This is a genomic window from Serratia myotis (assembly GCF_027474885.1).
In the GTDB taxonomy this organism is placed as follows: Bacteria; Pseudomonadota; Gammaproteobacteria; order Enterobacterales; family Enterobacteriaceae; genus Serratia; species Serratia proteamaculans.
Genome location: NZ_CP099707.1, coordinates 3,252,176 through 3,268,285, shown reverse-complemented (window position 1 = coordinate 3,268,285; position 16,110 = coordinate 3,252,176). Strand labels below are relative to the sequence as shown.

The 16,110-nt window shown below is 57.1% G+C and carries 13 protein-coding genes; 6 read left to right on the top strand and 7 right to left on the bottom strand.

Translation table 11 applies throughout. The features are described from left to right. Positions 1-29: 29 nt before the first annotated feature. From NHG65_RS15500 to narI, 5 genes are all read left to right on the top strand, one after another. The gene (locus NHG65_RS15500; protein ID WP_261416513.1) at positions 30-1,283 is read left to right on the top strand and encodes an EpsG family protein; all 1,254 of its coding nucleotides are present in this window, start codon (positions 30-32) and stop codon (positions 1,281-1,283) included. Positions 1,284-1,598: 315 nt separating this feature from the next. Next, positions 1,599-5,375 carry a nitrate reductase subunit alpha gene (locus tag NHG65_RS15495; protein WP_099064348.1) on the top strand — a complete coding sequence of 1,259 codons (3,777 nt, stop codon included), beginning with the start codon at positions 1,599-1,601 and terminating at the stop codon, positions 5,373-5,375. After that, on the top strand, positions 5,372-6,916 hold the full coding sequence (gene narH / locus NHG65_RS15490; protein WP_085117243.1) for a nitrate reductase subunit beta: 1,545 nt from the start codon (positions 5,372-5,374) through the stop codon (positions 6,914-6,916). Before NHG65_RS15495 ends, narH begins: the two co-directional genes overlap by 4 nt. Continuing rightward, positions 6,913-7,635, top strand: a complete 723-nt coding sequence (gene narJ, locus NHG65_RS15485; RefSeq protein ID WP_099064347.1) for a nitrate reductase molybdenum cofactor assembly chaperone — start codon at positions 6,913-6,915, stop codon at positions 7,633-7,635. Before narH ends, narJ begins: the two co-directional genes overlap by 4 nt. A gap of 2 nt (positions 7,636-7,637) precedes the next feature. Then, entirely contained in the window at positions 7,638-8,315 is a 678-nt protein-coding gene (narI, locus tag NHG65_RS15480) for a respiratory nitrate reductase subunit gamma (RefSeq protein WP_099064346.1), read from the top strand. A 126-nt stretch (positions 8,316-8,441) separates the two neighbouring features. Here the strand turns inward: narI and NHG65_RS15475 are convergent, their stop codons facing one another. The 7 genes from NHG65_RS15475 to NHG65_RS15445 all read right to left on the bottom strand — a co-directional run bounded on the left by NHG65_RS15475 (position 8,442) and on the right by NHG65_RS15445 (position 15,537). Beyond that, complete coding sequence (locus NHG65_RS15475) at positions 8,442-8,975, bottom strand: LuxR C-terminal-related transcriptional regulator (protein WP_413477592.1); 534 nt, start codon at positions 8,973-8,975, stop codon at positions 8,442-8,444. A 107-nt stretch (positions 8,976-9,082) separates the two neighbouring features. After that, positions 9,083-9,649: a DUF1120 domain-containing protein gene (locus tag NHG65_RS15470; RefSeq protein WP_099064344.1), complete on the bottom strand. Its 567-nt coding sequence runs from the start codon at positions 9,647-9,649 to the stop codon at positions 9,083-9,085. Positions 9,650-9,663: 14 nt separating this feature from the next. Continuing rightward, entirely contained in the window at positions 9,664-12,090 is a 2,427-nt protein-coding gene (locus NHG65_RS15465) for a fimbria/pilus outer membrane usher protein (protein ID WP_499182361.1), read from the bottom strand. A gap of 83 nt (positions 12,091-12,173) precedes the next feature. Beyond that, positions 12,174-12,881, bottom strand: a complete 708-nt coding sequence (locus tag NHG65_RS15460; protein ID WP_099064343.1) for a DUF1120 domain-containing protein — start codon at positions 12,879-12,881, stop codon at positions 12,174-12,176. A 122-nt stretch (positions 12,882-13,003) separates the two neighbouring features. Continuing rightward, positions 13,004-13,717, bottom strand: coding sequence for a fimbria/pilus chaperone family protein (locus tag NHG65_RS15455; protein WP_099064342.1), 714 nt, complete (start codon positions 13,715-13,717; stop codon positions 13,004-13,006). Positions 13,718-13,813: 96 nt separating this feature from the next. Further along, on the bottom strand, positions 13,814-14,521 hold the full coding sequence (locus NHG65_RS15450) for a DUF1120 domain-containing protein (RefSeq protein ID WP_099064341.1): 708 nt from the start codon (positions 14,519-14,521) through the stop codon (positions 13,814-13,816). Positions 14,522-14,940: 419 nt separating this feature from the next. Beyond that, positions 14,941-15,537: a tyrosine-type DNA invertase gene (locus NHG65_RS15445; protein ID WP_099064340.1), complete on the bottom strand. Its 597-nt coding sequence runs from the start codon at positions 15,535-15,537 to the stop codon at positions 14,941-14,943. 309 nt (positions 15,538-15,846) lie between these two features. On the opposite strand from NHG65_RS15445, the gene NHG65_RS15440 reads away from it, so the two are divergent. Continuing rightward, positions 15,847-16,071, top strand: coding sequence for a ribbon-helix-helix domain-containing protein (locus NHG65_RS15440; RefSeq protein WP_099064339.1), 225 nt, complete (start codon positions 15,847-15,849; stop codon positions 16,069-16,071). Positions 16,072-16,110: the final 39 nt, after the last annotated feature.

Below are 16,110 nucleotides of genomic sequence, written 5' to 3'. Positions count from 1 at the left end.
AAGAGAACAACCCTTTCCAGAGGATGATTATGCGCTTTGAACGTTCTACGCTGATCGGCAGCGTGCTGCTGCTGACGGTACCGCTGTTCGCCTTGCTGCACAGTATTGCCACGCTGCGGGCGGGAAAGAAAAACACGGTGGCCTATCTGCTGATTGCGCTGTGTTTTTTCTTCTTCTTTATCAAGATCCCGCCGCTGGCGGATCTCTATCGCCACTTTGCCAATTACGATGCCATTAACTCGGCCACCAGCCTGGGTGATGTCATTCAGGGCAAGGTGGACGTGGTGCTGTACGCCAACTTTTATATTTTCAAAACGCTGGGTATCCCGTTCTTCGTCATCCCGGGGCTGTACGTCGCGCTGTCGGTTTACTGTTACCTGAGCGCGTTGAATATTGTCATGCTGCACTCCGGCAAGGTGTTTTCAGCCCGGCAGTTTGTGTTGCTGCATCTGGCGGTGCTGTTTTTGATCAACCCGTTTATCATCGGCATGGGCTTGCGTTTTGGTTTCTCGATGGCGGTGATGACGCTGGCGATAGTGCTGTTTTGCCATAAGCAAAATCGGCCGCTCGCCGCCGGTCTGATGCTGTTTGCCATGCTGACCCACTTTTCCAGCATGTTGCTGGTCGGGGTATTTCTGTGCAGCCGGGTGATGCGCCTGAACCGCCTGCTGACGGTGGTGTTTAGCGCCATTGCGTTGCTGACCGCCAAGTTCGCGCTGCCGTTTATCGTTTCCCATATTACGATTTCCGGCATCAACAGTTATTCCGACGTCTATACCTCCGGCATGTATGCCAGCGATTACCTGACCTCCGGCAATGCCAACGGGATGATTAACTTCCTGATTGTGCTGTTTCCGGCGCTGTTTCTCGGTGTTTTCATGCTGGCTCACCCAATGCGCAACCAGACGGGGGACATCAAAAATACCGCGGCCTGGCTGGTGGTGTTTGTTTTCCTGTGTTCCAGCTCGTTACAGGCGGCCAGCCGCTATGCCAGCGTGGCGTCGGTCTTTCTGCTGTTTTATTACGTGGCTCATCAGAGCTCGTTTATCCGCGGCAGGTTTAACTACTTCTTCCTGTGCTTCATGCTGATGGCTACCGGCTATAACCTGATCGAGAACATTTATGTCCCGCGCCGACCGATCATGCTGGGGCAAATGTGGCAGTCATTTTATAAAACGCCGTTGCTGAACCTGTTCTACGGCGAACAGGAATATGAGCAGTATCTGCGTGTGATTAATCGCGACAGCGGCGAGTGGATCGGCCATGAGATGGATCTCGGCTAATGCGTCTTTCCCACCAATAACAGCAACATTGCCGTCAAGGATGCGGGCACCCGCCCGCATCCTACCCCCAAATACCCCGACTGACCCCGCAGCATATCCCCTCGAACATCTGACTCATCATTTCTATAATATTTTCAATTCATTAAACCCAATACTTGCCATGATACTTTAGGGGTAGTCACGCCGCTGCCGCCGTTCTTCTCCCTCCGTTCTCTTGATCGCAATCAATTTGCCACCGCAACCGCATTAGTAGGCTGGCGGCAGATTGAGCAATGTCACTTCATATAACAATGAAAGCCTTCAGGAGAACTCCGGATGAGCAAGTTTCTAGACCGATTCCGCTATTTTAAGCAGTTGGCGGAACCCTTTTCTGGCGAACATGGCCAGACGCTGAACACCAACCGCGACTGGGAAGACGGCTACCGCAGCCGTTGGCAGCACGACAAGATTGTGCGATCCACCCATGGGGTGAACTGCACCGGCTCCTGTAGCTGGAAGATTTATGTGAAAAACGGCCTGGTGACCTGGGAAACCCAGCAAACCGACTACCCGCGTACCCGCCCAGACCTACCCAATCATGAACCACGCGGCTGTCCACGCGGCGCCAGCTACTCCTGGTATCTGTACAGCGCCAACCGCCTGAAATACCCGCTGATGCGTAAACGCCTGATCAAACTGTGGCGTGAGGCCAAAGCGCTGCACAGCGATCCGGTCGATGCCTGGGGCTCGATCGTCAGCGATGCGGAAAAATCCAAAAGCTACAAGGTCGCACGCGGACGCGGTGGTTTTGTCCGCTCCAGCTGGCAGGAAGTGAACGAACTGATCGCCGCTTCTAACGTCTATACCGCCAAAACCTTCGGCCCCGACCGCATCATCGGCTTCTCACCGATCCCGGCGATGTCGATGGTGTCCTACGCCGCCGGGGCTCGCTATCTGTCGCTGATTGGCGGCACCTGCCTGAGCTTCTACGACTGGTATTGCGACTTGCCACCGGCCTCGCCAATGACCTGGGGCGAGCAGACCGACGTGCCGGAATCGGCCGACTGGTACAACTCTTCCTACATTATCGCCTGGGGCTCCAACGTGCCGCAGACGCGTACCCCGGACGCCCACTTCTTCACCGAAGTCCGCTACAAAGGCACCAAAACCGTGGCGGTAACGCCGGACTACGCCGAAGTCGCCAAACTCTGTGACCAATGGCTGAACCCAAAACAGGGCACCGACAGCGCCATGGCGTTGGCGATGGGCCACGTGATGCTCAAAGAGTTCCACCTGGATCGTGAGGTGGGGTACTTCCGCGACTACGTGCGTCGTTACACCGATATGCCGATGCTGGTGCTGCTGGAGCCGCGCGAAGAGGGGCATTACGCCGCCGGACGCCTGCTGCGTGCCGCCGATCTGGTCGATAGCCTGGGGCAGGAAAATAACCCCGAGTGGAAAACCGTCGCCATTGATCAACGCAGCGGCGAACTGGTGGCCCCACAGGGGTCGATCGGTTTCCGTTGGGGCGAGCAGGGCAAATGGAACCTGGAACAGCGCGCCGGTGAAGATCAGCAGGAAGTCGAGTTGCAACTCAGCCTGCTGGGCGCACACGACGAGGTGGCCGAAGTGGGCTTCCCTTACTTTGGCGGCATCAAAAGCGGCGGTGCCGAGAGCGAACACTTCAACAGCGTGGCGCTGGACGAGATCCTGCTGCACAAGCTGCCGGTAAAACGCCTGCGTCTGGCAGACGGCAGCGAAGCGCTGGTGACCAGCGTTTACGATTTGACCCTGGCTAACTACGGCCTCGAACGTGGTCTGGATGACGTCAACTGCGCCACCGATTACGACGACGTCAAAGCCTATACTCCGGCCTGGGCCGAGCAGATCACCGGCGTGTCGCGCCACAACATTATCCGCATTGCCCGTGAGTTTGCCGACAATGCCGAGAAAACCCATGGCCGTTCGATGATTATCGTCGGTGCCGGTGTCAACCACTGGTATCACATGGACATGACCTACCGCGGCCTGATCAATATGCTGATCTTCTGCGGCTGCGTCGGCCAGAGCGGTGGTGGCTGGGCGCACTACGTCGGCCAGGAAAAGCTGCGCCCGCAGACCGGTTGGCTGCCGCTGGCGTTTGGCCTCGACTGGCAGCGTCCGCCGCGCCATATGAACAGCACCTCGTTCTTCTACAACCACTCCAGCCAGTGGCGCTATGAAACCGTCGGCACCGAAGAGCTGCTGTCGCCATTGGCGGACAAAACCCGCTTTGGCGGCAGCCTGATCGACCTTAACGTGCGCGCCGAACGCATGGGCTGGCTGCCGTCAGCTCCCCAGTTGGGTACCAACCCGCTGCATTTGGCGGCACAGGCGAAAGCCGCCGGTCAGTCGCCGCTGGACTTCACCGTTGAAGGGCTGAAAAAAGGCACCCTGAACTTCGCCGCCGAACAGCCGGACAACCCGCAGAACTTCCCGCGCAATCTGTTCGTCTGGCGCTCCAACCTGCTGGGGTCATCCGGCAAGGGCCACGAGTACATGCTCAAATACCTGCTGGGTACCGAAAACGGCATTCAGGGCAAGGATCTGGGCCAACAGGGCGGTGCCAAACCTGAGGAAGTGGAATGGCTGGATAACGGCGGTGAAGGCAAGCTGGATCTGGTGGTGACGCTTGATTTCCGCATGTCCAGCACCTGTCTTTATTCCGACATCGTGCTGCCGACCGCCACCTGGTACGAAAAAGACGACATGAATACCTCGGATATGCATCCGTTTATTCACCCGCTGTCGGCGGCGGTTGATCCGGCCTGGGACTCGAAAAGCGACTGGGAGATCTACAAGGGCATCGCCAAAGCCTTCTCCGAAGTTTGCGTCGGGCATCTGGGCCAGGAGACCGACGTGGTGACGCTGCCGATCCAGCATGATTCGGCCGCCGAGCTGGCACAGCCTTACGGCGTCAAAGACTGGAAAAAAGGCGAGTGCGATCTGATCCCCGGTAAAACCGCGCCGCACATCATGGTGGTAGAACGTGATTATCCAGCCACCTATGAGCGTTTCACTTCGCTGGGGCCGCTGCTGGATAAGCTGGGCAACGGCGGCAAAGGCATCAGCTGGAACACCCAGACCGAAGTCGACTTCCTGAAAAAACTCAACTACGTCAAGACGGAAGGCCCGGCCGCCGGTCGACCGAAGATTGAAACCGCCATCGATGCCGCCGAGGTGATCCTGGCGCTGGCACCGGAAACCAACGGACAGGTTGCGGTCAAGGCATGGGACGCGCTGGGCAAGATGACCGGTCGCGATCACCGCCATCTGGCGCTGAACAAGGAAGACGAAAAAATCCGCTTCCGTGATATTCAGGCCCAGCCGCGCAAAATCATTTCCAGCCCAACCTGGTCAGGGTTGGAAGACGAACATGTGTCGTATAACGCCTGCTATACCAACGTCCATGAGCTGATCCCATGGCGCACCATCAGCGGCCGCCAGCAGCTGTATCAGGATCATGAGTGGATGCGTGCCTTTGGCGAGAGCCTGCTGGTGTACCGTCCACCGATCGACACCCGGGCCGCGCAGCCGTTGCTGAACCAGAAGCCGAACGGCAATAAAGAGAAGGCACTGAACTTCCTGACGCCGCACCAGAAGTGGGGTATTCACTCCACCTACAGTGACAACCTGCTGATGCTGACCCTGTCGCGCGGCGGGCCGATCGTCTGGATGAGTGAGGACGACGCCAAAGACTTAGGGATTGAGGACAACGACTGGATCGAAGCCTTTAACGCCAACGGCGCGCTCACTGCGCGGGCGGTGGTTAGCCAGCGTATTCCGGCCGGCATGACCATGATGTACCACGCGCAGGAACGCATCGTGAATATTCCCGGCTCGGAAATCACCAGCCAGCGCGGCGGCATCCATAACTCGGTGACCCGCGTCTGCCCGAAACCGACCCATATGATCGGCGGTTACGCCCAACTGGCTTACGGTTTCAACTATTACGGCACTGTCGGCTCCAACCGCGACGAGTTTGTGGTGGTGCGCAAGATGAACCGCATCGACTGGTTAGACGGTGAAGGTAACGACGACTCGCAGGGCAGCCAGCAGGAGAAAGCAAAATGAAAATTCGTTCACAAGTCGGCATGGTGCTGAACCTGGACAAATGTATCGGTTGCCACACCTGTTCGGTGACCTGCAAGAACGTCTGGACCAGCCGCGAAGGCATGGAGTACGCCTGGTTCAACAACGTGGAAAGCAAGCCCGGCGTCGGTTATCCGCACGCCTGGGAAGATCAGGAAAAGTGGAAGGGCGGTTGGATCCGTAAAATCAACGGCAAGCTGGAGCCACGCATGGGCGGCCGTGTCGGCCTGCTGTCGAAGATTTTCGCCAACCCGGACGTCCCGGCGCTGGACGACTACTACGAGCCGTTCGACTACGACTATCAGAACCTGCATACCGCGCCGCAGGGCAAGCATCAGCCGATCGCCCGGCCGCGCTCGCTGATCACCGGCCAGCGCATGAAGAAGATTGAAAATGGTCCGAACTGGGAAGAGATCCTCGGCGGTGAATTCTCCAAGCGCTCGAAGGATAAAAACTTCGACAATATGCAAAAGGAGATGTACGGCCAGTTCGAAAACACCTTCATGATGTACCTGCCGCGCCTGTGCGAACACTGCCTCAACCCGGCCTGCGTCGCGACCTGCCCGAGCGGGGCTATCTACAAGCGTGGCGAAGACGGCATTGTGCTGATCGATCAGGATAAATGCCGCGGCTGGCGCATGTGCCTGACCGGCTGCCCGTACAAGAAAATCTATTTCAACTGGAAGAGCGGCAAGTCCGAGAAATGCATCTTCTGCTACCCGCGCATCGAATCCGGCCAGCCAACGGTGTGTTCGGAAACCTGCGTCGGCCGTATCCGCTATCTTGGCGTGCTGCTGTATGACGCCGACCGTATCGAGCAGGCGGCGGCGGTCGAAAACGACAAAGATCTGTACCAGAGCCAACTGGATATTTTCCTCGACCCGCATGACCCGGCGGTGATTGCCCAGGCGTTGGCGGATGGCATCCCACAAGGGGTGATCGAATCTGCCCAGCAGTCGCCGGTATACAAAATGGCGATGGACTGGAAGTTGGCACTGCCGCTGCACCCGGAATACCGCACGCTGCCGATGGTGTGGTACGTGCCGCCGCTGTCACCGATTCAATCCGCCGCCGATGCCGGTGAGCTGGCGCACAGCGGCGTACTGCCGGACGTGGAGAGCCTGCGTATTCCGGTGCAATACCTGGCCAACCTGTTGACCGCCGGTGATACCGCCCCGGTGCTGTTGGCGCTCAAGCGCATGCTGGCGATGCGTCATTACAAACGGGCAGAAACCGTTGACGGCGTGCTGGACACCAGCGCACTGGAACAGGTGGGGCTGAGCGAAGCACAGGCGCAGGAGATGTACCGCTATCTGGCGATCGCCAACTATGAAGACCGCTTTGTGATCCCGTCCAGCCACCGTGAACTGGCGCGTGAGGCCTTCCCGGAAAGCAAAGGCTGCGGCTTCAGCTTCGGCGATGGTTGCCACGGCAGCGACGGCAAATTCAACCTGTTCAACAGCCGCCGCATTGACGCCATTGATGTGACGAAAAAAACGCCTCGTCAGGAGGACGCCTCATGATCAGCCTGAAAGTGATTGCCCGCCTGCTGGACTACCCGGAGCAGGCATTGTTTGACCACCAACAGGCGTTGGTGGAAGCGCTGGAACCGGCCAGTGAACTGGATTTGCACCACAGCGCGCAGCTGATCCTGTTTATTCGCCGTTTTTGCGCCCGCCCGTTGCTGGATGTGCAGGCCGAATACTGCGAGCTGTTCGACCGTGGCCGCGCCACTTCGCTGTTGCTGTTTGAACATGTGCACGGTGAATCACGCGATCGCGGTCAGGCGATGGTCGATTTGATGGCGCAATACCGCGAAGCCGGGCTGGAGATCGACAGCCGCGAACTGCCGGACTTCCTGCCGTTGTACCTGGAGTATCTCGCCAGCCGCAGCAAGGAACAGGCCGCCGGAGGGCTGCAGGATATCGCGCCGATCCTGGCACTGCTGGGTGCACGGCTACAGCAGCGGGAAAGCCCGTATGCGGTGCTGTTTGATCTGCTGCTGGCGCTGTCCGGTAGCGAAGTTCAGGCACAGGCGCTGGAGTCCCAGGTAGCAAAAGAAGCCCGCGATGACACGCCGCAGGCGCTGGACGCGGTATGGGAAGAGGAACAGGTTAAGTTTTTGGGCGAGCAGGGCTGCGCTTCGGCGCAGCAGGCGGCGCACCAACGGCGCTTTGCTGGCGCGGTGGCACCGCAATACCTGGACCTGACGGATGCGCTAACCGGAACCAAAGGACGCTAATCATGCAATTTTTAAATCAGTTCTTTTTCGATATCTACCCCTATCTGGCGGGCGCGATTTTCCTGATCGGCAGTTGGCTGCGCTACGATTACGGGCAATATACCTGGCGCGCCGGATCCAGCCAGATGCTGGATAAAAAGGGCATGCGGTTGGCTTCCAACCTGTTCCATATCGGCATTTTGGGCATCTTTGCCGGGCACTTCCTCGGCATGCTGACGCCGCACTGGATGTACGAGTCTTTCCTGCCGGTTGATGTGAAACAGAAGCTGGCGATGATCGCCGGGGGGGCCTGCGGTGTAATGACCTTGATCGGCGGTGCGCTGTTGCTGAAACGCCGTCTGACCAACCCACGGGTGCGGGCGACCAGCAGCTTTGCCGATATCATGATCCTGACCTTGCTGGTGGTGCAGGTGTGCCTCGGTCTGCTGACCATTCCGTTCTCCGCCCAACATATGGACGGCAGCGAGATGATGAAGCTGGTGGGTTGGGCACAGGCAGTGGTGACCTTCCATACTGGCGCATCTGAGCATCTGGTGGGCGTTGCGCCGATCTTTAAACTGCATATGGTGCTGGGCATGACGTTGTTCGTGCTGTTCCCATTCTGCCGCCTGGTGCATATCTGGAGTGTGCCGGTGGAATACCTGACCCGCCGCTACCAACTGGTGCGTAACCGCCGCTGAGGGTATTTCTTCTCGCTTTAAAGCCCATTCGGCGGACTCTTTTCCGCCAATGGGCTTTTTATTGATTATGTTTGGCACACCCTGCAATGGTCAGAGTCGGTCAGGGGTTTTGCCTTTCTTGGTTTTTTATCCCGCAATAGCGGGCTCAGACCATCCTGACCAGTCAGCCATCAAGGCCCGTGCCTGCTGGGGTTCCAATGCAAATAACCCTACTTCACTCTTTAACCCCAATTTTTGCATTAACTGGCATTTCTGATAACTGATAGTTTTCACGCTGCGGCGCTGTTGGTGGGCAATGTCGGTCACACAGTGGCCTTTGAGCAGGGCGTTTAGTACCTGTTGTTCGCGGGGGGCCAGTAGCTGACGGCGGGCGGCGATCTCGGCTGGCAGCGGTGGGCCGAGCAGCGCCCCCAGGGCATACAACATGGCATTGCTGGTCAGCGCCAGTCGGGCCATTGCCCGTTGCTTGTGACTGCTGATGGTCCGGATATCACGGTGCAGTTTCCAGGCAATGGCGGTCAACTCCTGGCCGCTAAGCAGGGCCTGCATGATAATGTGTTCAGTCGGTGTCAGCCGGGCGGCCAGTTGGGGTGGCAGGAGGGGCAAACGTGTTGGTTCCTGGTCTCGGGTGTTGGTCGCAGTGTGGTTCGGTAATAACATGGTCATCTCTCCCTGACAGGGTTTTAATGCCTCTTTTCTGGATAGGGGCGAAGTCTGCGTTTCAATGCTCGTAAGGCCTTGCACCGCTAGTAGGTCAGTCGTTTTGTTCAATCCAGTAGGGTGAACGTCAACCCGCTCTCGTTTTGTGTTCGCCTAATGACGCGGGTGTCCTGTTCGCTCAGCAGCGGCGTCAGCGTGAGTTGCAGGCTCAGGGTGCGTCCGGTGCGCGGCTGGCCGGGTTCACCGGCGGTCAGTTCGCTGTCCGGCCCCAGCGTGACCGGTAACGTCACGGCCGTGGCCTCATGATGACCCGCTCGGCTCAGTGCCAGCCCAACCGGCTGTCCGTCCAACTGAGCGGCGGTCACCCGGACCTGCAATTCACCCCGGTCGCCGTAGCGCAACTGTCCATTGGGGCCCGTTTCGCCCTGCAACTTCAGGCGCAGTACCTGGCTGTACGGGCAAGCGGCCGTCACCGTCAGGGCCCGGTCACCCGGGGATAACAGCGTCGTCCCCGGCATAGTTCGTAACTGCCAACGGGTTTGCATGCCATAGTCAAACTGCGTGGTACTGGCCGACAGGCTGCAACGGGTGTCGGGTGGCGGCAGGCTTTCCGCCCCGGCCATCCAGATAATCAGGCTCAGCAGCAGCCCCGAAAGTACAACGATCCGTTTCATCTTCCTCTCCATGTTCAGCGGCAGACCGCTGCGGCGGTTTCATAAAGCCCGGTGTTATCCGGCTGTTCCGGCAGAGCCAGCCGGAGCGAACACAAGGGTCGCCCGGCATTTTGTACATCCAGTGATTTGCCCGGTTCGGCGTCCGGCAAGAAGGCTGCGCCGTCATTGCCGACTACGGTGACAAAGTTGCCGGCGCTGTCGAACAGCGCTGCCCCGTGCGGCAGGAATTTTCCTTGCGCATCGCGCAGGCTGATCAGTACCCGCCGGGTGCGCACCACCTCAAAGTCCATTCGGCCTACTGCGCCGCGAGCCAGTTCGCTGTCTTGCCAGGCGTTACCGATATCCAGGCTTTTCGGCAGGCTGCGGGTATCCACCTGCACGGTGGCGCGTTGGTAACCACTGAGTGATGGCAGCACCGCATACCCCCGGCTGTCCGTCCAGGTTGGGCCTGCCGGTGTGTCCAGCCGGATACCGGCCTCGCGGCCGACCCGGGCGATGCCGAAGGTATCGCCAATGCGGTAGGGCGAAAGCGTGACACCGCCGCCGTGCGCCACTACGCCGCCGGAGGCGCGGGCGCTCCAACTGGAGTAATCGTTCGAGTCACGGGTCAGGCTGCCGCTAAATTGGCTAACGCGGGTGACCCAGTCCAGTGAGCCGGTGCCGCTGGAACGCTGACTGCCGGAGTCATGATCGGCAGACAAACTCCAACCCCAGTCCTGATGGCTGCGATCGCTGTAGCGCAGCCCGCTGCGGGTGCTTTTATCCGTGTGGGTGACCGAGGCGCTGAGGCTGCGGCTACCGAAAGGGATGCTGAGGGTCAGGTAGGCGCGGTCTTCGGTCTTGCCATCCAGCGAACGGGTATTACGCTCCAGGCTAAGGCCGAGATAGGCCTGGGCTATCTGGCGGCTCCAACCGGCGCGCAGGTAGCGGCTGCGGGCACCGTCAAAGGTGTTACTTTGTGCCCAGCCGATGGACAGGTTACCGACATAAGGCGCAGCCCAACTGAGGTTGGCACCATATTGGCTGCGGGTACGGCCTTGCGTGTCCTGTTCGCTGCTTTGCAACGCATCGCTCAGTTCCTGATAATCGAGGGTTTGCTGCGTGGTGTTGAGACCGGCGCTGATTCTTTCCGTAAGCTGTCGGCTGAGTGAGGCGGAGAGCGATGCGCCGGTCTTGGCATGGCGATTATCCTGCGCCACCTTGCCCTGCAGCGACAGTTGGGTGGCGTCAAACACCTGGCTGTCCAGCGCCACACCGCCAGCCCGATAGGGGGACGAGGCCAACACACCGGCATTGAGACTGGTGTGCGGCGTCAGTTGCCAGCCGTTGGCTGCGGTACCCAACCAGGGGGCTTCGCTGCTGCCCTGTTGGTCCATTTTCCCAACGCCAAAGGACCAGCCCGGGACTATGGCATTGCCGCTCAGCAGGAAGGCGCTGGCCGGTACGCTGAACTGGCGTTGCCCACCGTCACTGCCGGTCAGGTTCACGGCCAGATCGGTGCTGGTATTGAGCAGGGAAAACCCCTGCAGGCGAAACGGCCCGGCGGGCACGGTGGTGCGGTAGAGCAGCACCCCGGACTGGCGTACCTCGACTACCGACTGGCTGTCGGCGATGCTTTCCACCAAGCCTGCGCCACCGCGACCTTGGGTGAGTGCGGTCTCCGGAACTAGCTGGGCACCCAGTACCTGTCCGGTGCCGAACAGTGAGTTGGCCAGGCTGATTTGTCCGGTCTGGAACACTTTTTTGATGCCGACGAAGCTGCGCTGGGCATAGGCGGCCTGATGCTGCAGGGTTTGTGTGCCGTTAAACCGCGACAGGGTTTGGCGGCTGCGTACTATCCAGTCACCGGCGTTAAATCCGGCTTCGCTGTCCAGTTGGCTAAAGTTGACCCCGGCGCTGTTGCCGGCGGTACCCATGTATTGGGCATCGTAGTTGAACAAACCGGCGACGCCGCCGTGTTGCCAGTTACCGTTGTCGCTGCCGGGGGCGACGACCGCCTGCGGCGGCACCACCAGATCAACCCGGCGCTCACCGGGATCCAGCTGCAGTTCGGTCTGTGGCCAGGCGCTGCGCAGATCAAAGCAGGTCTCTTTGCCGGTAAAACCCGGCGGAGACGCCAGACCGGCCAGCTTTTGAAAGTCGGCATCGGCACAGAGTTGGCCATCGTTATCAAAGTGGGCGCTGATCCGGCCGCGGCCGCTGCCATTGACCGTCAGCATCACCGGATTATCCCCGGGTAAAAAGCGTGGCCCCTGACGAAAGGTGTCGGCGACGGCGGTATCAATATTGCGGGACTGCAGCATTTGCGAGTCAAACAGGGTTTCTTCGGCATGGGGCGCTATTCCGGTCGCCCAGGCGAGAGGAGCCAGTAAATGCAGAGCTACGCCAGAAAAAAGGCGCAGGGCCACCGCCGGATAACGGTGCGAGGAAAGGGGCTGCATTGAATAACCTTTTTCAACATGGCACACCGCGTGGGCCGCCATAGTGAAGGATATGCGGCCGGTATAACGCCGGCCGCCAGAACTTACAGGTAAACCAATTCGAGGGTGGCCAAACCATCCAGCTTGGTTGGTTTGGTCATGTCGAGTGCGGAGGCCTTGTTGATATAGGCCTGAACCGACAAGGTGCCAGCTAGAGCCTTGAGGGCGACTGGCACCAGGGTGCCGCTGGTCGCCCAGGAGGTGAGTGTCAGTTGATCGGTACTGGTGGTCAGGGATGACTTGGCTGCACCCTTGGCCCAGGTGGTGACTGATGCATCCGCAGATTTGTAGATGGAGTCAACGGCGGTACCATCTGCCGTTGGTGTACCCAGTGCTATGCCGTAACCGCCAATTTTGGCGCTGCCAGCCAGACCCAGCCCATAGGCCGCATCGCCGGTGGTTAAGGTGACTCCGGTCGGTGTTTTACCGGCACCTGATAGTGGGTTTTCGGTGGAGCCCGCGAGGGTATTAGTACGGCCATTCACCACTTTCACTGCTACCTTGGCATTACCGTCACAGGTAATGGTAAAATTCAAAGTTTTTTCATCCAGCACGGTATAGTCGTCTTGTTTTAAGGTGTCGGCCTTTATGTCACCGTAATCGATGCTGCCACCGCCACTCAGAGCTGGTGTACAGGCCACCGGTGAAATAGTACCGATCACCTTGAGTTCTACGCTGTCAACGGCGAAGGCGGATGAAGCGGAGAACAGGGTGGTTGCCGCCAACGAGGCGGCCAGCAGTGTTTTTTTCATGAGCATTATTCCTTGATGCTTGTGCTTCTGCACATTGAGTCCATTAACCCTTGCGAGGGTTTCCTTTTTTGTTTGATCGCTCTGCGCCATCTGGCGGCAGTTTTGGCGAGTCAAACTGTTTTTTAATGCACCAGCAGCGCATCATAATGGTCGACGCTAAACCCCCAGGTGGTGGCGGGACTGATACGTACCTGTGTGTCGCTGCTCGGTGCCTTATTGCCGTTTTGCTTCAGGGTCAGCGTCTGACCCGGCAGTACGTAGCTATTCGGCAGCATCCAGATGCTATTGCCCGGTAGAGTCTGCACACCCTGACTGAGACGTACCACGTAAGCCGAGGGATTACTGACCGTCAGTACTTTGCCCACCAACTGCCAGACCAGGTGTTTCCACGGCGCCTCATCGCGCGCCAACTCTGCAGGGCGGATAATTACCGGCAGATTTTGGCGCACCGTCATACGTACCTCGCTTCGATCCTTTTGCTGTGGCGGTACCCCTTCGAAGGTGACGCGCTTAAGACGCTCGGTCTTCAGCAATTTCTTACTTGTCAGCAGAAAACGTACGCTCTGGCGCTTGCCGGGTTCAACTCGAGCGGCGGGGGGTGTGACCGTTAGCAGGGTTTCGGTATCCTCGGGGATATTCTCAAGCTGGGTCAGCAACAGGACTGGGTAGGGATCGGTGTTCTGAACGTTGATGCTACCTTCACCGTTAGCGGCCTCCACGATCACCACCGGACTGTCCGGTACCATGCCGCTGGCCAAGGTGCTTACTGGTGTCAGGCACAATGTCAGGATCCCGGCACATAGAACAGGTGAGTGAATAAAAGCAAGGTAAGTCATAGTTCATCCTTGTTATAGCGACGGAAGTGCACATCTCGTCCGTCAATTTTTGGCAGAGAAAATAGTCTCGTACGCTTTTGAAAAAGAGACAGAAAGTTATAGGTAGATCAGCTCAAGCGTAGTCTGGCCGTCAAGCTTGATCGGTTTGCTGATGTCCATTCCTGAGGTTTTATTGATATATGCCTGAACTTCCAGCTTGCCCCCCAGAGTTTTGAATTCTATCGGTGGAAACTCAGTGCCTTTGACTGCCCAACTCTGTTGGAGAACCACGTGACCGTAATAAACATCACCGTATATTGCTTTAAACCAGGTTTTTCCATAGTTACTGCTTGCAATGATGTCAACAGCAGTACCATCAGCGGTGAAACTGCCATGCTTAAATCTTGCGATGTAACCACCGATTTTTTTAGTTCCGTCCATACCCAGGCCTACAGCGCCATTAGTCGACAGAGGTTTACCAAACAGATTTACTGGAGGAGTTCCCCCTCCGCCAGACCCTTCAGGAGCTCCGGCCAGACTATTACGACGGCCATTGATCGCCTTAAGTGCCACTTTAGCTTTGTTGTCACAAACTATGGAAAAGTCCAGTGATTTAATGTCTAGTATGGTGTAAGCGTCGCTTTTCAGAGTGTTGGTTTTGATCGTGCCATAGTCGATGATGCCTCCACTGCTCAACGTAGGAGTACAGGCTTTCGGTAAGAGAGTTCCGCCTACTTTTAGGTCTACACTGTCTGCAGAATAGGCGGAAAATACGGAGAACAGAGTGATGGTCGCCAGGGTGGTGGCGAGAAGTGTTTTCTTCATGTGCATAATTCCTTGATGCGTGTGCTTCTGCACTGATATCCCATTAACCCATTGATAGGGCTGTCCTTTTTAAATTCAACCGTTATGTTTCCCTTCAAGAAAAAGGCAACATTTTGAGTCAAAATGTCACATTAAGTGAGTCGTGTTGTTAGCTGGGTAACAAAGTGTTTTTAATGGTGTAAAACACCATGGATGGTGTTTTTACGGAGTAAATGGTTGGGTTTTATTTTTTATTTAGAATGATTAAAGAATGCAATAGGCTGTTTTTGACTGAAATCTTATGCAAGTGATGAGTTTGATAGGCTGCGAACAATAGTTTAATTAATTGATAATTATGCTATTTATAAAAAAAATAAAATAACCATTCTCCAGATATTGACTTTTAATCAGGACATTCTTAAGTTATGTGTCAGTTTGACTCAAAAGGTAACATTTTCTTCTGCTTTTTCCTCCTTCCACAGATGTTTAAATCGTCCTGAATTGGCTGCGGTATACAGCACGGTATGCTGAATATTCCGGTGCCCCAAATAGTCCTGAATCACTCGCGTATCGGCCCCGTTATCGGCCAGGGCATAGCCACAGGCATGGCGCAGCATATGTGGGTGCGCAGCCACCGCCAGCCCGGCCTGTTTGCCGTAGGCCTGCAACATGCGATAGATGCGCTGGCGCGACAGTCGGTAGCCCTTTTGCGACAGAAACAACCACTCTTCATCCTCCAGATTGCGACACGACTGACGCTTTTCCAGCCAGCGGGTCAGCAGCTGCTTTTCGGTTGTTTCCAGCGGATGAATAGTAGAAAGGCCATTTTTCAGCCGGTTCATGTAAACACAACCGCTTTCCATATCCAGATCGGCCAGGCGCAGGCCGTTAAGTTCACTAACGCGGCAACCGTGAATAAAGCCCATCCAGATCAGGCAGCAGTCGCGCTCGGGGGCGCGGCCGGCAGCGGCCTGTTGCAGTAGTCGGGTGACTTCGGTGCGGGTCAGGTGCTTGCGGTGAGCGTGGGATTTTTGCATTGCTTATCCTCAAAAAAGACAATGGCCGGCAACAAGCCGACCATGGGCGCAGTCCGTCAATCATTGACGATGCACAGGGAGTATAGTGCAGGTTTGGTGAAGAAGAGCGGCAGTCTGTGGGCAGGATAATCTGATCTCCTGTAGCGGTTGTCTGCGATACCTTTACTTTTCATGTCCGGCAGCAGCAACAGGGTATTTAATTCACACAACCTGCTGAATTTGCGAAGCGTTACGCAGTTCGCTAATTGAACAATCCTTACCGCTAAAGTAAGCTTTACCCCACTAACAGACAGCCACAGGAGGTGGGATATGCGTAGTTTACCGATTCGTTTATCAAATGAAATTGATGATAATCTGAACGATATTGCCAAGCGGCATGGAATGAAGAAAACGGATGTGATCCGCTTGGCTTTTGCGTTAATTAGCATTGCCGACAGGCAATGGGTGAAACAAGACGGCTCTTCTCTTGGCATCGTACGGGAGAACGGTGAGGTGCTGGAGGCGGTAGGTCAGGTGGTGGGGGTTTTCCCATGAGCATCCAAAACAATAGCCACGCCAAATAACTCCCGCCGA